General features: G+C 36.5%; 20 protein-coding genes. 8 read left to right on the top strand and 12 right to left on the bottom strand.

Translation table 11 applies throughout. The features are described 5' to 3' along the window. Positions 1 to 42: 42 nt before the first annotated feature. Entirely contained in the window at positions 43 to 522 is a 480-nt protein-coding gene (locus B5X53_RS10705; protein WP_079713222.1) for a hypothetical protein, read from the top strand. Positions 523 to 664: 142 nt separating this feature from the next. On the opposite strand, the gene B5X53_RS10700 is transcribed toward B5X53_RS10705, so the two are convergent. From B5X53_RS10700 to epsC, 3 genes are all read right to left on the bottom strand, one after another. Next, a complete protein-coding gene (locus tag B5X53_RS10700; protein ID WP_079713221.1) occupies positions 665 to 2,179 on the bottom strand; it encodes a DEAD/DEAH box helicase in 1,515 nt (504 codons plus the stop codon). Positions 2,180 to 2,542: 363 nt separating this feature from the next. Next, positions 2,543 to 3,427, bottom strand: coding sequence for a cysteine synthase CysM (cysM, locus tag B5X53_RS10695; RefSeq protein ID WP_079713220.1), 885 nt, complete (start codon positions 3,425 to 3,427; stop codon positions 2,543 to 2,545). Further along, positions 3,427 to 4,215, bottom strand: a complete 789-nt coding sequence (gene epsC / locus B5X53_RS10690; RefSeq protein ID WP_079713219.1) for a serine O-acetyltransferase EpsC — start codon at positions 4,213 to 4,215, stop codon at positions 3,427 to 3,429. The genes cysM and epsC overlap by 1 nt, the downstream gene beginning before the upstream one ends. Positions 4,216 to 4,675: 460 nt before the next feature. On the opposite strand from epsC, the gene B5X53_RS10685 reads away from it, so the two are divergent. Next, positions 4,676 to 5,890 (top strand): MFS transporter, encoded by a 1,215-nt coding sequence (locus B5X53_RS10685; RefSeq protein WP_079713218.1) that lies wholly within the window; start codon positions 4,676 to 4,678, stop codon positions 5,888 to 5,890. On the opposite strand, the gene B5X53_RS10680 is transcribed toward B5X53_RS10685, so the two are convergent. The 3 genes from B5X53_RS10680 to B5X53_RS10670 form a co-directional block, all read right to left on the bottom strand. Next, positions 5,879 to 7,732, bottom strand: coding sequence for a T9SS type B sorting domain-containing protein (locus B5X53_RS10680; protein WP_079713217.1), 1,854 nt, complete (start codon positions 7,730 to 7,732; stop codon positions 5,879 to 5,881). The genes B5X53_RS10685 and B5X53_RS10680 overlap by 12 nt on opposite strands. A 112-nt stretch (positions 7,733 to 7,844) precedes the next feature. After that, positions 7,845 to 8,366, bottom strand: a complete 522-nt coding sequence (locus B5X53_RS10675) for a DUF6155 family protein (RefSeq protein WP_079713216.1) — start codon at positions 8,364 to 8,366, stop codon at positions 7,845 to 7,847. Next, entirely contained in the window at positions 8,367 to 10,610 is a 2,244-nt protein-coding gene (locus B5X53_RS10670; RefSeq protein WP_232764164.1) for an FUSC family protein, read from the bottom strand. Positions 10,611 to 10,904: 294 nt separating this feature from the next. Here B5X53_RS10670 and B5X53_RS10665 point away from each other — a divergent pair, with 294 nt between their 5' ends. Then, complete coding sequence (locus tag B5X53_RS10665) at positions 10,905 to 11,900, top strand: NADP-dependent oxidoreductase (RefSeq protein ID WP_079713215.1); 996 nt, start codon at positions 10,905 to 10,907, stop codon at positions 11,898 to 11,900. Between the two features lie 306 nt (positions 11,901 to 12,206). Here B5X53_RS10665 and B5X53_RS10660 read toward each other — a convergent pair whose 3' ends face one another. The 5 genes from B5X53_RS10660 to B5X53_RS10640 all read right to left on the bottom strand — a co-directional run bounded on the left by B5X53_RS10660 (position 12,207) and on the right by B5X53_RS10640 (position 16,436). Continuing rightward, on the bottom strand, positions 12,207 to 12,953 hold the full coding sequence (locus B5X53_RS10660; RefSeq protein ID WP_079713214.1) for an SDR family oxidoreductase: 747 nt from the start codon (positions 12,951 to 12,953) through the stop codon (positions 12,207 to 12,209). Between the two features lie 165 nt (positions 12,954 to 13,118). After that, positions 13,119 to 14,174 (bottom strand): ArsO family NAD(P)H-dependent flavin-containing monooxygenase, encoded by a 1,056-nt coding sequence (locus B5X53_RS10655; protein WP_079713213.1) that lies wholly within the window; start codon positions 14,172 to 14,174, stop codon positions 13,119 to 13,121. Then, positions 14,174 to 15,223, bottom strand: coding sequence for an ACR3 family arsenite efflux transporter (arsB, locus tag B5X53_RS10650; protein WP_079713212.1), 1,050 nt, complete (start codon positions 15,221 to 15,223; stop codon positions 14,174 to 14,176). The genes B5X53_RS10655 and arsB overlap by 1 nt, the downstream gene beginning before the upstream one ends. A gap of 72 nt (positions 15,224 to 15,295) precedes the next feature. Further along, entirely contained in the window at positions 15,296 to 15,628 is a 333-nt protein-coding gene (locus B5X53_RS10645; protein ID WP_079713211.1) for an ArsR/SmtB family transcription factor, read from the bottom strand. A gap of 97 nt (positions 15,629 to 15,725) precedes the next feature. Further along, positions 15,726 to 16,436 (bottom strand): SDR family oxidoreductase, encoded by a 711-nt coding sequence (locus tag B5X53_RS10640; protein ID WP_079713210.1) that lies wholly within the window; start codon positions 16,434 to 16,436, stop codon positions 15,726 to 15,728. A 267-nt stretch (positions 16,437 to 16,703) separates the two neighbouring features. On the opposite strand from B5X53_RS10640, the gene B5X53_RS10635 reads away from it, so the two are divergent. The 4 genes from B5X53_RS10635 (at position 16,704) to B5X53_RS10620 (ending at position 19,186) form a co-directional block, all read left to right on the top strand. Beyond that, the gene (locus tag B5X53_RS10635; RefSeq protein ID WP_079713209.1) at positions 16,704 to 17,078 is read left to right on the top strand and encodes a hypothetical protein; all 375 of its coding nucleotides are present in this window, start codon (positions 16,704 to 16,706) and stop codon (positions 17,076 to 17,078) included. Positions 17,079 to 17,269: 191 nt separating this feature from the next. Beyond that, positions 17,270 to 17,887 carry a YqaA family protein gene (locus tag B5X53_RS10630; RefSeq protein ID WP_079713208.1) on the top strand — a complete coding sequence of 206 codons (618 nt, stop codon included), beginning with the start codon at positions 17,270 to 17,272 and terminating at the stop codon, positions 17,885 to 17,887. 272 nt (positions 17,888 to 18,159) lie between these two features. After that, entirely contained in the window at positions 18,160 to 18,936 is a 777-nt protein-coding gene (locus B5X53_RS10625; protein ID WP_079713207.1) for a DUF1206 domain-containing protein, read from the top strand. Between the two features lie 91 nt (positions 18,937 to 19,027). After that, a complete protein-coding gene (locus B5X53_RS10620; protein WP_079713206.1) occupies positions 19,028 to 19,186 on the top strand; it encodes a YqaE/Pmp3 family membrane protein in 159 nt (52 codons plus the stop codon). Positions 19,187 to 19,258: 72 nt separating this feature from the next. On the opposite strand, the gene galE is transcribed toward B5X53_RS10620, so the two are convergent. Continuing rightward, positions 19,259 to 20,299 (bottom strand): UDP-glucose 4-epimerase GalE, encoded by a 1,041-nt coding sequence (gene galE, locus B5X53_RS10615; RefSeq protein ID WP_079713205.1) that lies wholly within the window; start codon positions 20,297 to 20,299, stop codon positions 19,259 to 19,261. 154 nt (positions 20,300 to 20,453) lie between these two features. Between galE and B5X53_RS10610 the strand changes: the two genes are divergently transcribed. Further along, entirely contained in the window at positions 20,454 to 20,738 is a 285-nt protein-coding gene (locus B5X53_RS10610) for a DUF3817 domain-containing protein (RefSeq protein WP_079713204.1), read from the top strand. Positions 20,739 to 20,741: the final 3 nt, after the last annotated feature.

The raw sequence follows: 20,741 nt of genomic DNA, 5'->3' as shown, positions 1-20,741 counted from the left end.
GGAAAGTAAATATTCCTCAATTTTTAAATTCAAGAAATAAACATGAAAGAAAATACTGCCAAATTCAATAAACTGGATTACCAAATTGGCCAATGGATGTATAAATATGGGAAGCCCATTTTACGGTTTTCCCTGGCAATAAATTTTATTTGGTTTGGTGCTTTAAAAGTGGTGTGGGATAGTCCCGCCCAGGAACTTATTGCTGCTACGGTTTACTGGTTTGATCCTGATTTTTTTATTCCTTTCCTCGGAATTTGGGAAGTTTTAATAGGATTATTTTTACTCTCTAAACGTACGTTAAGGCTTGCAATAGCATTATTGGTATTACAAATGCCCGGTACATTTTTACCCTTTATTATTTTACCTGAAGTTTGCTTTGAAAACTTCCCATTTGTACTCACTACCGAAGGCCAGTATATTATTAAAAACCTGGTGTTAATTAGCGCAGCTATAGTAGTTGGTGGCTCGGTTAGGGAAAGGGAATTTATAGAGCGTGATATAAAATCGGCAGACACCGATTAGTTTATTTGTCTTTAAAAAAATTCTGAACCCGCCAGACGCCTAAGGCAGGTTCAGAAAAAAACTCTTTTCGAAAACTATCGAAATGAGATCTTTTGGGTTGAGTTTTTAATTTCAGCTTGTTCTGAGCTAATCGAGAAACTGTTTAAAATTCTTTATTAATTGACATTCTCAATTTTCGGGAGTAATCTTCTTCCAGCCAGTCACGGTAGTTTTTAGTACTCTTACTTATACAATAGGAATATTGCTTAATGCGGGAACTAATATCATCTTTAAGCTCTTTTGCAAGGATTCTCGCATCAAAAACATCTTCAGAATTTTCTACGCACATTTTTACATGTTGTTCCATAGACCATTCTAAAACCGCTTTAGATTTTAGTCCTTTTTTAATCACTATATCGTATGCTTCTTCAACATCAAAATCTACATCTTCGGTATTAGAAAATTGTTCCCTTATTTCGGGAGGCATTACGTATTTAAACTCACGCTCAATTTCTTCATCACTTAATAGGTTTTCAAAATAGAAATCTGGAGCCCTAAAGATTTGTTTCCAGTCTACCGGAGAACTCCACTCGCCAAAACGAGCCAGGTTATTACCTAAATCTATCACATTGAATTCAGATTTTCCCGGTAAAACCCTGGAGCCACGGCCAATCATTTGAAAATAAAGTGTCAGGGATTTTGTAGCCCTGTTCAATACAATGGTTTCTACCGTAGGTTCATCAAAACCGGTGGTAAGAATACTTACTGAAGTTACAATGGCATCAGGCGTGTGCTTAAACCATTTTAAAATATCCTTTCTATCCTGTTTACTCGTGGTATTATCTAAATGCCGAATAGGTAAACCGGCATTTCTAAAGGTTTCATATACTTCAATTGAAGTATTGATACCGTTATTAAAAATCAGGGTTTTCTTTCCTTTGGAGCGTTCGTAATACGCTGTAAGCAATTTTTCCTGCATGGAAATATTAGAATATAATTCTTCAGAAGATTTTACGGTATAATCTCCATTCATTCCCACCTTTAAACTGGTAAGGCCTACATTATAACTAAAAGTATTGGCACGTGCTAAAAAGCCTTTTTCAATAAGCGAACCTATGGAATCTCCAACGATAAGTTCGCGGTAGTTATCCTTCATAGGTAGTTTTATGTTAGAGCTTAGCGGCGTGGCCGTTACTCCAAGAATAAAACACTTTTCAAAGAATTTGAATAATTTCCGGAAAGAATTATAATGCGCCTCATCTATAATTACAAGACCAATATCTTTAATTTCTAGCTTTTCATCGTGAAGGCGGTTATTTAAAGTTTCTACCATCGCCACAAAACACATATAGTCTTCCTGATCTGGTAATTCTTTAACCTTGGAATTTATAATTTTATTACGCACTCCAAACCCGTCTAACATATTAGAGGTTTGTTTACATAATTCTATTCTATGGGTTAGAATAAGGACCTTTTTTTGAGTACGTTGAATATACTCACGCACCATTTGCGAAAAGATAACCGTTTTACCTCCACCGGTAGGCAACTGGTAAAGCAGGTTATAATGTTCAGGATGCTTATCTATCACATTAAAGATTTTATCAATATCTTTTTGTTGATAGTCATAAAGTTCCTTGTCAACTTTTTTGTCTTCTATTCCAAAGGTTTCCACCGCCATAATTTTTTTTCAGATCTGCAAGTTTGCAAAAATAGCTGATTTCTTAGGTTTAAAGAAATTTTTAGGACAGAAATACAAATAGGGAATCTACACCTGCGTGGAAATAAGGTTCATTTTTACTGATTTCTGCAGAATTTAATAAGTAAACGACCTCGGAATAAGCTCATGGGATATTCATTGAGAACCATTGTTTAATTTTCGAGAGAAGCTCCCGATTATTGAGTAAAACCTTTGATTAGGAATTAAAAAGGAAAGATAATGAGTTACCATTAATTCTATATAAAAATATAAGAACTGCATTAGGCGCAGCTGATGCCAAAGCAAGAGCTCCGAATGTGCTGAAACCATTTCCGGAGTATTTTTTTAATCGAAAATATTGGAAGACAAATACCTATCTCCGCGATCGCAAACTATACTTACCACAATCCCCTCTTCCAGCTCATTACATAATCTTACAGCTGCAGCTGCAGCACCGCCACTGCTCATTCCGCCAAAAACTCCTTCTTCTACGGCGAGTTTTTTAGTCATTGCCACGGCTTCATCCTCACTTACTTCCAAAATGCGATCTACTCTCTCAGGCTTAAAGATCTTAGGTAAATAAGCTTCAGGCCATTTTCTAATTCCGGGGATACGGGAATCATCGGTAGGTTGAACTCCCACAATTTGTATGTCTTTATTTTTTTCTTTTAAATAGGCAGAGGTTCCCATAATAGTTCCAGTAGTTCCCATTGAAGAAACAAAGTGGGTGATTTTATGTTTGGTATCGTTCCATATTTCCGGTCCCGTAGTATTATAATGTGCCTGCCAGTTATCGTTATTACTAAACTGGTTAATCATAAAATAATCGCCCCCGGCCATTTTTTCTTCCGCATGATCACGTGCTCCTTCAATCCCAACATCTGCATCGGTAAGGGTAACTTTAGCCCCGTAGGCGCGCATAGTTTGTACCCTTTCAATAGTAGAGTTTTCAGGCATAACCAGTTCTATATCCAGTTTAAATATTCCGGCAATCATTGCCAGGGCAATTCCAGTATTTCCGCTGGTTGCTTCAATAAGCTTTGTTTCCTTAGTAATATCTCCCCGGTCCAATGCGCTTTTAATCATATTATAAGCAGCCCGGTCTTTTACACTACCTCCGGGATTTTGACCTTCTAGCTTAAAATAAAGCATAACCTTTGGGTTTTTAACCAAGGTTTGCGCTTTTACCAGAGGCGTATTTCCTATTAGATCTAATATAGAATCGTTCATTATTTACTCGTCTTTTTAATATTGATTTGAGGCGTATGGGAAACCATAGAATCTTTAGGTACCGATGCGGTTAACCAAACATTTCCTCCAATTATACTATTGGCTCCTATTACTGTCTCACCCCCAAGAATAGTGGCATTTGCGTAAATAGTCACATTTTTTTCTATGGTAGGATGCCTTTTTACATCCTTCAGGTTACGATCTACAAAAAGGGCGCCGAGGGTAACTCCCTGGTAAATCTTTACATTATCTTCAATTACTGCAGTTTCCCCAATCACCACACCAGTAGCATGGTCTATAAAAAATGGAGTTCCTATTTGCGCCCCGGGATTAATATCGGTTCCCGTAAGTCCGTGGGCACACTCCGTCATTAAACGTGGAACCAAAGGAAGTCCGAATTTATAGAACTCGTGGCTAAAACGATAAATTGCAATGGCGAAAAAACCGGGATAAGAAAGAATTACCTCTTCCAGCGAGTTTGCAGCAGGATCGTTCTCTGAAATAGCCCTTGCATCTTTATTGAGTTTCTCAAGAATTCCCGGTAATCTATCTAAATATTCCTGCCAAATATCCCGGCAGGGAGTTTTCGGTTCCCAGCAAACAAGATCTGCCAGTTCTTCAAAATCTTTACCCAGTTTTATAATATTCTCTTCTACCGGTGTTTCTTCATCAAACAACGTGTAAAAGAGGTTATTTGTAAAAGCCTCTGTTTTCTCTTTTATACTGAATTTTAAATTCGGTAGTTTCTTTTGTGCTTTTATCTGCTTTATAACCTCATTCTGGCTCATTTAAAACTATAATTTTAGAATGATAATCTTTGATTTTTTCAAATGTAAACAATAGCCAGTCAAATTGCATTCAAATTGCCATAAATGCTTTCAATACACCTATTTAATTTCCGGGGTATTAAATATTCTTCTAGTTAATATTTTCATAATTATCTACTAACCAGTTTATTATAAGCATATCTTTATTCTATTAATCAATAAATATAAATAAAATGGCACAGCAAGGAAATCACAAAAAGGACGATGCAAAGAAGGAGCCTAAAAAACCACAGGCATCAAAAAAGCAACCCGCCAGAGAAGAAAAACCTAAAAAATAATTAGGTTTAATTTATTAGAAAAAAGAATCAGGCCACCTCAAAAGGGTGGCTTTTATATTTAAAGGAATTAAAACACATACTTTTATCTATTGTTCCCTCGTAGCCTTACCTTTGCAACTTTCAAAAATTGAAAAAAAAACAGTTTGAAAGATTATTTCTACTTTTTACGAGAAAATTATAGGAAAGTCAGTTTTGGGTGGCTTCTTACATTTCTATCCAGTTTTGGACAAACTTTTCTAATTTCATTATATGTTCCAGAAATTGTAAAAGCATTCTCTATCACTGAAGGTACATTTGGTGCTATTTATGCCGGTTGTACCGTAGCGGCTTCAGTAATAATGCTTAGTGTTGGTCATACTGTAGACCATAAACCGGTAAAAAAAGTAACCGCTTTTACCGTGCTAAGCCTGGGACTTTCCAGTATTCTGCTAGGACTTTCTTATCATATTGCTATACTCTTTTTGGCTTTAATCGGACTTAGATTATGCGGGCAGGGATTAATGAGTCATATAAGTATGACTATAATTTCCAAGTATTTTGATAAAAACCGCGGAAAAGCACTTAGCATTTCTTCCCTAGGATATTCCATGGGAGAAGCAGTTTTTCCTATTATAATCACTTCAATAATCGCTTTTTTTGACTGGAGAATGGCTGCAATTATTAGTGGTATTGCCCTCCTACTCTATTTAATTCGTCTAAAATTCACAAATTTAATAGCTTTTGACCAACAACTTTCTACCGAAGGAAAACCTTCTACCTGGTCGCTTTTAAAAGATTACAAAAGCGTAGTAGCCGATAAACGTTTTGGGATTATGATGCCCGCCAGCTTTATTTTGAGTTTTACAAACACTGCTATTTTCTTTTATCAATACGTGTTTGTGGAAAACAAAGGCTGGTCTCCGCAACTCTATGCTACATTTTTCACTGTTTATGCAGTTTCCAGGTTTATATTTTCCCTGGTTGGCGGCACCTGGGTTGATAAATTTACAGCGAAAAAATTGTTTAGGATCTACCTGGTTCCAATGACTTTGGGATTAATTCCCTTCGCTTTAATGGATAGTATTATTGGAGCACTTCTATTCTTGATTACTGCCGGAATTACCGGTGGGATGGCCGGAACGGTAAAAACCTCGTTAATTGCTGAAATCTACGGCACTGAAAAAATGGGAGCCATACGAAGTGTTTTTACTATGTTTATGGTTATTAGTACCGCTTTAGGCCCTTTATTAGTTGGTTTTATGATTGATGGCGGATTTGATTTTAGTACCATTATCCTGGTTTTATTTGCAGCAATGCTATTGATTAGCATTAACTCACAGCGAATAAAAAATATTTCTAAAACAGCCTCACCGCTTTAAACTGAAAGAACCTTTTAGCGTTTTAAAACCTTCAATTTTAATATGATACCAATAATCATCTGACGGAAGGGAGCGCCCATCTAAAGTTCCGTTCCAGTTAAAAGTTTTACCATCTTCGGCTTTTAGTAACTTTCCATAGCGATCAAAAATTCTAATTTCTGAAGAAGGAAAATATTCGAGGCCGTCAATGCTGAAATTATCATTATAACCATCACCATTGGGGGTTATAAACTTTGGAATTACAATATGAGGAAACTTTTGCACTACGGTGTTACAGGACGAAAGATCACGCATATAAATCGTATAAATTCCGCCGGGAACCATGGTAAAAATGTTTGAAGATTGAAAATTGGTGCCATCTATAGAATATTCAAAATCACCTTCATTCGCCGAAGTAATCACAATATTTTCTTCATCTGAAGTTACCGTTTCAATTTCAGCAATATCTACCCGGTTAATTTCAAAGTTTTTAGTTGCAGAACATCCTTCGGCAGTAGTAAGAACTACGCTGTAATTTCCTTCGGAAGTTATTTCAATTTGGTAAGAATTTTCCCCGGTGGACCATTCATACGAAAGTGCGGATAAACCGGCTTCAAGGATCAGGCTGGCACCAGCACAAATTTGTAAAACTTCATCTTCAACCTGAGGGGTTTCATTGATAGTAAATTCAATCGCTGTTTTAGCACTTGGAGTACATTCTAAGCCTTCGTTTATCGCTTCAACATAATAAGTTCCGGGTGATTCCGGCAGATAAGAACTGGTATTTTGCGCCAGTAAATTGCTATTTTCATCATACCAATTTGCGACTTCATTTTCTTCAACTTCAACATTTAAAGTTGGAATTTCTTCATGACTGCAGATACTAATATTACCCGCACTATGTGGTGGCGAGGGAGTTTGTAAAATATTCACCGTAAAAATTTCTGAAACAGAACTGCAAAGATTTGCGTTTAAATTCACAGGATCTTCAGCCACTTTCACCCTGTAGTACCGGGAATTATTTAAAGGCGGAGTGTTATAAATTTCATTATTTTCGCCGGGAATATTTGTCCAGGTTTGGTTATTGTTACTTTCCTGCCACTGGTATGCGTGCGTGTTATATACCGTATTATCTGGAGTCGCTTCCAGCCTAAGGTTTACAGGTGTTTCTTCAGCACAAACATCTATTTTCTTTTCGTCATTTTCAGCAGTAACCGTAGTTAAATCACCGCAAGATCTAAAAATTATATCGTCTATGGCAAGATCGTTTCCGCAGCCACCATCACCATTATTAAACATTTTTAGAATTACAGCATCCTGCCCTACTTCGGTTTGAAAAGTTAGCGCGTATTGCTCCCATTCCGGACTGCTTTTCGAGGGAATATTCCCAGTATTTCCTTCTTTTAATAAGTTCTCATCATTCTCATCCCAGATTTCAAAACGTACATTTATGGGAATTCCACCATCTGGACATACCGTGCTTGAACGATTGTAAATATTGATTAAGTAAGCAGAAAATTCATAGGTGGTATTTTCGCAAAGTCCACTAATCTCTGTTCGGTAAAATCGGCCTGAACTAAAAGAAGCATTTACAATTAAAGCGTCCCGATTGGAAACGGTGCCGTTGGGCAAACTTGAATGCCAGGAAGTGATTACACCACCTATTTGACTGGAAAGTGTATATTCCCCATCATGTGGATCTTGGTCAACATAGGTATAATTGGTAGTGCCGGTAGGTAATTGCGAGACGGTTTCAAAATCTTCGTAAAAAATAGGATCTCCCTTGCTCCCTTCACAAAAGCCTAACTGGGCAAAACCTGAAGTGCATATTATAAGAAAACAAAAAAGAAAGAAAACTTTCATTAAATATAAGGTGAATCCCATAGCAAAAATCCCTGGCTTAAATCTATTTCTGGTATTATGCTACTGTTAGATTCCAGCATCATGCTGGTTTCATATTCCCAAATGTACACAATTACGGCGCTTCCTGAAATTGCATTTCAATTTTTTCAAACCTGTAAGCGTTTGGCCAGCTTTGATTTTCGGCTTCTGCAGCTATTTTCAGAATTCTATTTTTAAAATCGGGTAGTACGCCTTCCTTCAAAATAAATTTTACGACTTCTTCATAAGATTTGAAGATACTTTTACAAAAAGCCTCCTTTAAATTGCTTTTTTCCTCAGCAAAAGTTTGGGCAATTTCGATATTAAAAAGCATTAAATCTGCAGTTAAATGTGGTTCTACCCCAAGTTGCTGAAAATGCTTAATTTCCTTTTGCGCAATAGATCTACGGGCTTTTGGTTTGCGCCTGGTTTCAGGAAAATACTCTTTAGAGATCTTTAATTTGGCTTTTCGAATTAATTCTTCTTCCCGCGGATTAAACACAAAATCGTAAAAAATCTTTACCGGTTTAAAGCGTTCGTAAAGATCTACAATTTGCTCTTCCAGCTGTTCTTTATCTAATTCCTGAAGGTATTTTTTTAATTGGCGTTTACTCATTTAGCTGAATTTTGTTTTCGCTATGGTTTTTTGAAGGTTTTCTGAAATTTCTAATAACCACTGCACCTGGCTACTTACCAATTGCGCTTCCTGTAACCTTAATTGCACATCTTTTTGGTCTTTATCCGGATCTTCTTTTAACTGATTTTCCCTTTCTGCGAGTAATTCCTTATAGGTTTTTAATAAAGCAGAAGCTGCTTTTTCTGTGCGGGCAGCATCAAAATCTTTTAAAGTCTCCTCCTCCGCTAATCCCTTTATTGCATTTTCTAAATTAGTACAAATATGAGAAACAAAAACATCGAAATTCTTAGAAGCAGCTGTAGTTTTATGATTCTGAATAAAAGTCCCCAGCGAAGCCAGCGCCGAAAGAAAAGTTTGATTTAAACCTACAATTTTATAAAGCTGTGCCAATTCTTTCTGCTTGTATTTTGGCTCCTGCGTCATTCGTTGAAAAGATGCACTTAAATTCCCCATTTCTAAAAATGCCTTTTTTCTCGAAAGTTTATAAGATGTTGGTAAAGTTCCTTTTTTATGATAAAACCTATCAATTTCTTCCAGGTATTTTTTGTTGGCGCCAATACTTTCTTTAATCACATTTTTAATATGCTGTGATTCCCAGGCCGGCCATAAAACAAAATTTCCCAGGGCAGCTAGGCCGGCACCCAATACCGTGTCTATAACCCTAAATTGAATTACATTAAAAACATCTGGCTTTAAAAGCGAATAAATAAAAACAATACTCAAAGTAATAAAAACGGCAGCGGTACGGTAGTTTCGTTGAATTAGAGAAAAAGCAAGAGTGAGTGAAAACAGCCCAAGAATCCCATAAACTACCTGGTTTTTTGTTATAAAAACAATTCCCAGGGCTATTACCGCACCAATCAAGGTTCCCACAATCCGCTGTTTAGAACGGTCTTTTGTAAGTCCGTAATTAGGACGCATAATTACCACAATAGTGAGAATTATCCAGTAAGCATTTTCAAACGAAAAGTATAATCCTATGCTGAATCCAACCAGAATTACAATAGCCAGCCTTAAGGAATGCTTAAAAATTGGAGAGCCAAAATTGAAGTTTTCAATAAGCATTTTAGGATCGTAATCCTGCGGAGTAATAAATTGGGAAACTTCTTTATTCTTCAGTAAAACTGGCTCGCGGGTATCTAAATTATGTAAAACCCTCACGATAGTATTTATCTTCTGACCCTGCTTTTCTAAATAATCGAATAAATTCTGAAGTAAAAATGTTTTCTCATTATTTTCTAAAGAAATAAGCACCCGTACTTCCTTGAAATTTTCTTCTACAGCCTTTAAATATTGCCGAATCTCCTTGGTGGTAGATTTCTTTTTCTTCTCAATAACCACAGATATTTCATCGAGCTGAGATGCGATTTTTTTAATCAATTTCTTGAAACGTTCCAGCAATTCCCGGTCTTCCTGTAAAACTTCATCCATTTTATTATAGTCTACAGGATTGGCCATTGCCAGCTCTAAAATATCTACTAATTCAATGAAAATAAGTAGGCGCTTTCGGGCGTAATTCGAATTTCCCGAAGCGCGTCTTGAATTTATAAGAATATTCCGCAGACTTTCGTGCTTCTCATTAAGATCGGTTTGGAGTATAAATAATTCTTTCTGAAGCTTTTCCCTTTCGGCGGTTTCGGTGAGTAAATGTGCCCTTGTCTTTAAATATTTTGCAGTGAGTTCAAGACATTCGGCTAAAAGCTGTTCGGTATGGTGTTTAGGATTTAGAAAATTCCAGATATTGCTTAAAAGTAAATACCACAAACCACCTCCAACGATGAGCAAACCGCGTTCCCAGGGAAGAATTTCAGTAGAAATATTTGCAAAACTTAGTACAATAGCAAACAAACCGGCAAAAGCCACAAGTGATGCCCTAAAACCATAAACCGCCAGATATGCAATCCCAAACATTAAGATTCCTAAAAGTGGCAAAACCAGCCAGAGATAAGCGGAGGCATAACCCATAATAATAGAAACAATTCCTGCCAGCAAAGCTGCGAGAATCACCCCTATATTCCTATGTCTAAAACTACCAGGAATATCACTAGGCGAACTTAACAGTGCACCCATTGCCAGAGCAACACCAATTTCAAAATTACCCAGCCAGATAAAAACCCCCACGGGCGAACCTATAGCAAAAGTGAGCACCATAGCCTTAGAGAAATCGGTGCTTCTAATATATTTCAGGAATTCCTGCCAGTAAGTAAGTATAATGTTGGGCAAATCTTATGCATTTATCGAGGCAAAGTTACGGTGTATTATAGAGTATCAACCAATACTTTAAGAAATGATAACATTTGCCATATAACGAGAATGAATACCCCCGTGAGCTAAAAGCAACAGGATTCAGAATATTTATCAATAATGCTAGGTAGGAAGGATGATTTTAAGTTTAAATTAATATTCGTGAGTTGCAGGGCTACTTTCTTAGCAGTAATTTACTCGATAAGTAAAATTTTTGAAGACCGGATTACCGGTTTGAGAATTTCAGTATTAAAATAATTAAATGGTTTAAAAATGAATAAGAGTATACTTTTAAAGAACCGTCCAAAGGGAAAGCCTTCCCTTTCAGATTTTGAAATCAACGAAATTGAAAAGCCTTCTCCTAAAGATGGAGAGATTTTACTAGAAACCAAATATATTTCGGTAGATCCCTATTTACGCGGAAGAATGCGCGATGAAGAATCTTATATCCCGCCATTTGAGTTGAATGAACCCATAGAATCTATGTTAGTTACCGAAGTTATTGAAAGCAACAACAAAAATTTTAAAAAGGGAGATTTTGTAAGTGGAATGTTGAAATGGGAACTTTTTCAAACCCATAGCGGTGAAAATTTAAATAAAATTGACACAAATCTGGCAAAACCCAGTGCCTATCTTGGCATTTTAGGTTTAACCGGCTTAACCGCACACTTAGCGCTTAAACATATTGGAAAACCCGAAAAAGGTGAAACCCTGGTAGTTTCAGGTGCCGCCGGTGCCGTAGGGAGCGTGGCAGGACAAATCGGGAAAATTAAAGGCTGCAAAGTAATTGGAATTGCGGGAACCGATGATAAAATAGATCATATTAAAGAGAAGTTCGGTTATGATGCTGGTATCAATTATAAAACTACCGAAAATATGAAAAAAGCTATCGCAGAAAACTGCCCGGATGGTGTTGATGTTTATTTTGATAACGTTGGAGGTGAAATTCTGGATGCGGTAATGATGAATATTAACCAATTTGCACGAATTATTAATTGTGGTGCGATTTCTATTTATAATGAAAAAGAAATGCCTACCGGCCCAAGACTGGAAGGAATTTTAATTAAGAAAAGCGCACTAATGCAAGGCTTTTTGGTAAGAAATCACTTTGATGAATTTGAAAGTTCTATAAAAGAACTCGCCGGTTGGTTAAATGAAGGAAAATTAAAATACGACGAAACAATTGTAAAAGGTTTTGATGAAACCCCGCAGGCTTTTTTAGACCTTTTTGAAGGAAAAAATACCGGAAAAATGGTTGTGAAAGTTTAAGTGAATATATATGCGATTTCATTTAAAAAAGAATACTTTCCTTTTTTTGTCATTCGGAGCGCAGTGAAAGGGTCAATAAAAAAGTCTCTACTGCGCTCAACGTGACATTTTTTAATTTGAATTTTGAGCATAACCAGGAATGGATAAACAAAAAAAGAGATTGGCTGAAAAGTCTAGCCGTAAAGCTGAACTTGTTTCAGCTTCTAAGATGTTTTGATATCAACATTTTTAAATCCTGAAATAAATTCAGGATGACGAGTAAAAAAACTTTTCAGGCAACCTCTTTCTACTTATTTCCAATTACACTTATTGTTCTTGGTCTGTGGGCATAATATAAACATCATTGATGTTCGCTCTTTTCGGCTGACTTAAAGAATAGAAGATCGCATCAGCAATATCTTCAGCCTGTAAAGGAGTTAGTTCCTTAAACATGGGCTCCATATCCTTTTTAATTTCGTCGTCGGTAATTGTATCTGTTAATTCTGTAGATACAAAACCGGGATCTATAGAAGTTACGTTAATTCCGTAATTAGGAGCTAATTCTGCTCTTAAACCTTCGGTAAACATTTTTACGGCTGCTTTGGTAGCACAGTAAACCGCGCCGCCAGGATAATATTTATGTGCTGCACTGGAAGAAATATTAATTATATGTCCGCTTTTTTGTTCCATCATAGTTGGCAATACCGCGGAAACTCCATTGGTTACACCTTTAATATTTACGTCTATCATTTTATCCCATTCCTCTACGTGGAGATTTTTAACGTAAGAAAGAGGCATTAAACCGGCATTATTTATTATCCCGTCAATACTTCCAAATTCTTCTAAAGTCGAAGAAACAATCTTTTTAAAGTCTTCTTTTTTGGTAACATCTCCCGGAATCACAAGAGTCCTACCGCCGTTCTTTTCAATTTCATCTTTTAAAGATTTCAATCTATCTTCACGGCGCGCACTTAATACTACATTTGCGCCTTCTTGAGATAATTTTTTAGCAGTAGCTTCTCCAATTCCGCTGGAAGCGCCGGTTATAATTATAGTTTTTCCTTTAATACTCATATCTAATTTTTTTAGGTTTTAATCAAAACTATAGGAATGAAAAGATGGAAACCAATAATTTTAGATTTTTAGTACGCCTTTAACGGCAGTGCCTAACATATATCAATATTTAGGAGCTATACCTCTTAATTTTTTTAGAAAATAAACTATTAAAACAAAATTGACTCACTCTTTTAGAAATTCAGTAATTTCTTTTACTGTTTCTCGAGCACTCCTCCCTACTCCAATTAAGGTTGCTGAAGCATAACCTGTCCAGCCACCATAACCTACTAACCAAAGTCCGTCAATATTATCAGCTTTAGTTCCAGCTGTTTTGATCTTACCTTTAGAATCCGGCTCCACAATTTTATTCAAATGACTCGTGGCATAATGAAAACCCGTACACCAGATAACGGCATCAAAATCTTCTTTGGTCCCGTTTTCCCAGATCACACCGGTTTCAGTAAACTCTATAAAACTTCCGTTAGATTGAAGCACTCCCCTTTCCCGGGCATCTTTCACGGTTGGAACCATCACAATATTTCCCAGACTGTATTGTGCAGGATTAAATTTTTTTCCTTCTTTTTCGGCTTTATACTTTGCGGTAGCTACGTTAAAAAGTACACGTCCGTCAACATTATCGGGTAAATACTCGGGGGCGTTTAAAGTAGCCCAGCTTGTTTTAGCTACTTTTGAGACTTCAGCTAAAATTTGTGCACCAGAATTCCCCTCACCTATAATAAGTACATTTTTACCTTCAACATTATTTGCATTTTTATAATGAGCTGAATGAATTTGTTTTCCGCGGAAAATATCTATTCCTTGTATTTTAGGGGTAAAGGGGGCTTTCCAGGTACCGGTTGCGGATATCACAGCCTTTGCTGAAAATTCTCCTGCAGAAGTTTTAATCTTGAAAACCCCTGATTCTTTTTCAACGTTTTCAACTTTTACCGGACGTTTTACCGGAATTTCATATCGCTCTTCATATTTGCATAAATAATTTATCACGTGATCTTTTGGCGGAAATCCGTTTTCATTTTTCGGCATTAACCAACCCGGAAGCGAAGAATGATCGGCAGGGGAAAAAAGCCTTAACGAATCCCAGGTTTGTAACCAGGCGCCGCCACAGGTTTCCTGCTCATCAAGAACTAAATAATTGAGCCCCGTTCTTCTGAGGTAATACGCACAAGCGAGACCGCTTTGACCACCACCAATTATTATTACATCATAAACTTCAGCCATTATACTAATTTTTCTTTAGGATAATATTTATGTTTTAACCAAAATGCTACGCTTACCAAACCAATTAACACCGGTACTTCTACTAAAGGCCCAATCACGCCGGCAAATGCCTGGCCACTATCAATTCCGAAGACAGCAATAGCAACCGCAATGGCGAGTTCAAAATTATTCCCGGTAGCGGTGAAAGAGATAGAAGCATTTTGCCTGTACCCGGCACCAAAGAATTTGGAAACAAAAAAGCTAATAAAAAACATTAAAATGAAATAAACTACCAGCGGAATTGCTATTAAAACCACATCTATTGGAATTTCTACAATAGTTTCGCCTTTTAAACTGAACATTACTAAAATTGTAAATAACAGCGCAATAAGGGTAAGCGGTGAGATTGCCGGAAGAAAGTTTTCTCTATACCAGGTTTCTCCTTTGGCCCTAACCAAGAAAAACCGACTTAAATATCCGGCCAGGAAAGGAATTCCCAGGTAAATAGCAACGCTTTCGGCAATTGTACCTATAGAAATATCTACGATAGCACCTTCAAAACCAAAATATGGAGGTAATACACTAATAAAAATCCATGCATAAAAACTATAGAAAAACACCTGAAAAATACTGTTTAAAGCTACCAAACCGGCTCCATATTCGCTGCTGCCTTCCGCAAGATCGTTCCATACTAAAACCATAGCGATACAACGAGCAAGACCAATTAAAATAAGGCCTACCATATATTCGGGATGATCCTGGAGAAATATTATGGCAAGGAAAAACATTAAAATTGGCCCGATGATCCAGTTAAGCAATAAGGATACGCTAAGGATTTTTACATTTTTAAAAATCTTGGGCAAATATTTATAATTCACTTTCGCCAGCGGCGGATACATCATTAAAATTAAACCAACAGCAATGGGAATATTGGTAGTGCCAACACTGTAAGAATCTATAATTCCGGCGCTTTCGGGAGCATAATACCCAATGGCCACCCCAATAAACATTGCCAGGAAAATCCATAATGTGAGATATTTGTCGAGGAAATTCATCTTTTTTCGAGCCATAACAAAAAGAAGTTTTTATTCTGTAAATAAGGTTTGAGTAGAAAATTTAATACCAGGAAGCTGCCTGTAAGATTAGCAACATTCATCCCCGGGAGAAATATTAGAATTAAGAAAAGTGGTAAAAAGTTCTTTTATCTGATTCCACTTTTCAGGATTTATGCAGTAACAAACCCGAGTACCTTCAATATCTCCTTTTATGAGTCCTATATTTTTCAGCTCTTTTAAATGTTGGGAAATTGTAGGTTGCGCAAGTCCTACCTCTTGTACGAGATCGCCGCAAATACAGGATTTAGATTTAATAATCTCCTGCAGAATTGCAATTCTTGCCGGATGGCCCAAAACTTTGGCAATTCCAGCCAATTCGTTTTGCAAAGGGCTAAATATTTCAGATTTTGTAACACCCATTTTTAATCGTTTATTGCAATATTACGATAAATAGATTGCTAAAAAAAGAGGTTTTAAAATTTAAACTTAAAAACCTCTTTTAGAAAAAATCTCTGTATTATTTCTTTGGTGGTTGCGATGGTCTCACCTCTATTTTACTTGGTAAGGTACGCTTATTCATTTTGAGTAGATCTACCACCAATTCACCAATATCTTCCGGCTGAATTTTCCACGCATCTTCTTCGTTTGGCGTATGATCGTTAAAATGTGTCGCCACAGAACCCGGCATAATCGTACTTACATTAATTCCTTTTTGCCTAAGATCTAACATAACAGCTTGGGTAAATCCTGTTAAACCAAATTTACTGGCGTTATAGGCGGCTCCTCCGGCAAAGAAGTTAGTTCCTGCAAGACTGGAGATTGTAATAAGATATCCTTTAGATTTTTCTAAAGCATCTAAACTGGCTTTCACACTATAGAAAACGCCGGTTAGGTTTGTATCTATAGTTTCCTGCCATTTCTCTGGTGATAACTCGTCTATAGATCCAAAATGACCAATTCCCGCATTTGCAACCATCACATCCAATTGACCAAATTTATCAATGGCTGCTTTTACAGCTTTCTCCTGACTTTCGTAATTTCTTACATCGGCTTCTAAACCTATAGCATCAGTAGCGCTTAATTCTTTCGCAGCTTTTTCGGCAGCATCTTTAGATCGGCTTGTTATAGCTACATTCATACCCAAATCTAAAAGAGATTTGGCCACGCCGTAACCAATACCTTTACTTCCACCGGTAATAAATGCAACTTTTCCTTTTAATGAACTCATAGTATTTTTAATTTTTAGTTAGGTTAAAGCTACTAAACAATGCAATTTTGCTGAAATCTGAAGAACTAAGATATTGTTAATTTTAGAGGCTATAACCCACACTATATCTAATTAGGGATTAAGTTGAAGTTGTAAGAAATAAAAATTATAAAAACTCTTTTATAGTCGTATTAAAGCTTCTTAATTTCTGTGTTAAATTGTTTCATAAAACTACGAAAGCAGTACATTTGCAAAAAAATTAGTTTAACCTGATTAACCTATATTCTCTTGAATAATATCAAAGCCCAAAAATTACTCAATAAGATTCAGCGTGATTTAATGCGCAACGGAATAATTACCAATACGTTGGTAAACGACCTGAAAGAATTAAGAACCCTTGTGGTAGAAGAAGGACAGCCTTTATTGGCAAAAACCATCAGGTTAACCTATGAACACGTAGACGCATACGATTCTTTTAATATCGCTATCCCCGAGGATGATCCGGTAGAAGAGGGTGAAGAAGCACCTGTACAGGAAGAAGCAACTGGGCAGGAAAGCCTTGATTATCTACTTTCTTTAATGGCAGACCCTTCTAATCGCGTAAATGAATTGGAGCTACGTGAATACGTAAAAGCTTTCAATGAATATGCTGATGAAAACTAGATCTTAGCCCAAATGGGTAAACTGGTCTGGTATTTGAATATATTCGGCATAAAAAACCTTATTGAAGTACCTCGATAAGAAAAAATCCTCGGGGTAACCCATAAGGCATTAGGTGAGATTATTAAAAGGAGCCGATATAAATCGGAATATTTAAATCTCGCTTAGTGAGTAAATTGCTAAAGGAGAATTTGATGAAGAAAGATGCGAAATCTAAAAAGAAGTCGCGCATACGCTTATTGCACCAGTATTATAGTTATACCGGTTTTTACAGCTTTGTTTGGAAAAGTGTAAAAAAGGCAATTTTACCCATAGTTTTATTTGTAGCAGCGCTTTGGGCAATAGATCGTTGGGTGCTGGATATTGAGCAAATGCTGGTAACGGTAACCGAAACTTATTCGCCGCTAGGTATTATAAGTGTTTTCTTTGCTTCAGAATCTTTACTGGGATTAATCCCGCCTGAACTTTTTATAGCCTGGTCTGGAAAATCTTCCAGTCCTATTCTATACCTTTCTTTACTGGCTTTAGCTTCCTATTTAGGAGGTGTTATTTCTTACTTTATAGGTAGATGGATGACTAAGATCCCGGCAATACACGAAGCCATTGAAGTAAAAATGGCGCAACATATTAAAAACACCAGAAAATGGGGTGGATTTTTAATTATTGTGGGTGCCCTACTTCCTATTCCGTTTGCGATGACGAGTATTGCTGCCGGAATTATAAAATTCCCCTTCCCGAGTTATCTGATGTTTGGCTTACTGCGGTTTGTAAGATTTTATCTGTACGCCCTGGTAATATTTGAAATGGTTTAAGGTTTTTGCTTTAAATATATATCATATTTATCCTTTCAAAAGTCAGGAATTTAAAGATCATTTCCGTTTTTTAAATCTTCACTAAACTTCCTCTGGGCAAGCTCCCGAAGTATTCTCCCCGAAGTATTCTCAATGAACCATTATTTAATTTTCGAGGCAAGTCTCGGAGCATTAAACCTCTATCGAGTAACCTTTAAAATTTTCCCAAGTTTTCGTTTATCTGTTTTCAAAGAATTAAATTTAGTTTACTAACCAAACAAATTTTTAAGAAAATGGATTCTAAACTGAAGAAAATAGCCCGGGTGGGTTATGTCGCCAAAGCTACTGTTTATGGTATCATGGGAATACTTACATTTCTCGCGGCCTTTAATATGGGTGGACAAAAATCAAGTAATTTACAGGTAATAGAATTTTTGCAGAAACAGGCATTTGGAAATGCATTACTGGTTTTAATAGGCCTAGGGCTTTTGTGCTACTCGGCTTGGCGATTTATTCAGTCAATTCAGGATCCCGAAAATATTGGTGATGATAAAAAGGGTAAAGGAAAACGTGTAGCCTATTTTATAAGTGCCGTTTTGTATCTGGGTCTGGCCGTTTACGCATTTATGAAGTTGATAAATGCCGGCTCGTCCTCGGGTGGCGGCTCTGGTGGCGGACTTACAGGAACTCTTGGTGTCGTGGTTTTTTCAATTATAGGCGTAGGACTTGTTGTAGCCAGTATTGCCCAATTTAATAAAGCAAAAACAAAGAAATTTCTTGACGATTTTGGCTACAATTCTATTACAGATGAAAAGAAACGAAAAACAGTTAAAAACACAGGCTATCTCGGCTTGATTGCGCGCGGGATTATTTTTGGGGTTTTAGCTTATATTTTTATAAGGGCTGCCGTAGAATCTAATACTTCAGATATGAAAGGAACTGCTGATGCTTTTTCTTTCTTACAGGATTCACCTTATGGTTCGTGGCTAATGGGTTTAGTTGCTGCAGGTTTAGTTTGCTACAGTATTTATGTATTTATGCTGGCCAAATACCGAAAATTTAAAGCATGATATTTTGTTAAACCCATACCAAGAACCCGTTAAATCTAATTGGAGGATTGACATTTCTATGTAATTTCGATAGAAATAACCAATTAAAAAAATTATTATGTTAACGATCATTTTAAATATTCTACTACCTCCTTTGGCCGTTTTTATGAAACATGGTCTGGGAGTTACTTTTCTAATAAGTTTATTATTAACCGCCTTAGGCTGGATTCCCGGCGTAATTCACGCCTTTATAGTAAACGGCTCACGCTAAACTTTGAAATCAACCAACCAATAAAAAGGTCTGAAAATACTTCAGACCTTTTTATTTATAATTAACAGGAAACTAATTTTCTTCCTCTTCTCTCTTTACCACTTCTTTCTGCCATTCCCAGGCGCTTTTTAAAGCTTCATCTAAATGTTTTTCAGTCTTCCAGCCTAATTCTTCGTTTGCTTTCTGCGTATCGGCGTAAGCAGCAACAATATCGCCTTCTCTTCTTCCTACAATTTTATAGGGTAATTTTTCACCGGTAGAACGTTCAAAAGAATTAATTACTTCTAAAACCGAACTACCTTTACCTGTTCCGAGGTTAAAAACTTCAAAATTGCTCTTTTCTTTATTCTGCTGAAGTCGCTCTAAAGCCACAACGTGAGCTTTGGCAAGATCCATTACGTGAATATAATCTCTAATACAGGTACCATCTGGTGTTGGATAATCGTCTCCAAATACCGAGAGCTCTTTTCTTTTGCCAATGACGGTTTGCGTGATAAAAGGAATTAAATTCTGTGGCGTCCCAATGGGCAATTCTCCAATTTCAGCTGTAGGATGCGCGCCAATAGGATTAAAATATCTAAGGGAAATGGCTTTAAAATTTTTATTTATTTTAGCTGTATCAGTAATAATCTCCTCTCCTATTTGCTTGGTATTTCCGTAAGGAGATTCAGCTTTTTTAACGGGAGCATTTTCGGTAATGGGCAAACTATCGGCCTGGCCGTAAACGGTGCAGGAAGAGCTAAAAATAAAATAAGCGTTTTCCTTTAATTGCAGTTCCTGAAGCAGGTAAATTAAGCTCGCCAGGTTATTTTCGTAATATAATAACGGATTTTCAACACTTTCTCCCACTGCCTTAGAAGCGGCAAAATGAATAACTCCTTCAATATCGGGATATTTCTCAAAAAACTCTTTTACCTGATTTTTATTTCTAAGATCTATATTTTCAAAAATTGGGGTTTTTTGAGTGATTTTTGTAATCCCTCCCAGTACGTCTATAGAAGAATTTGAAAGATTATCTATAATTACCACTTCGTAACCTTGTTCCTGAAGCGCAACAACCGTGTGAGAACCTATAAATCCGAGTCCGCCGGTTACCAATATTTTTGAGCTCATTTTGTTTATTTTAATGAAGATGCAAATTAATAAAAATGAATTTGCTAAACCTCAAAGGAAAATATTAATTCCCTGCTAAATATTTCAAGGAAAAGTCTATTCTAAATTACCAGATTCTCTATAAAACCTATCTTTGCAATCTAAATTTTAAACTATGCCCTTAGAAAAGCAAAAAAAGGTATTTAAATATGTAAGTATCCTAGAAGGACTTTCATTTTTACTATTATTATTTATCGCTATGCCGCTAAAATATATCTGGGAAATGCCGCAAATGGTACAACAGGTGGGAATGGCTCACGGTGTACTTTTTATCGCCTATGTAATGGGAGCCATCTGGCTTTTTAAACCTTTAAACTGGAATTTTAAAGAGTTGCTAATCATACTTGGTTGCTCCTTGGTGCCTTTTGGCCCTTTTTACGTAGAAAAAAAATACCTTTAAACT

The sequence above is a fragment of the Salegentibacter salinarum genome (assembly GCF_900168115.1).
Taxonomy (GTDB): domain Bacteria; phylum Bacteroidota; class Bacteroidia; order Flavobacteriales; family Flavobacteriaceae; genus Salegentibacter; species Salegentibacter salinarum.
Note: the sequence above shows the minus strand (reverse complement) of the source record. Positions and strands in the feature narration are given on the sequence as shown.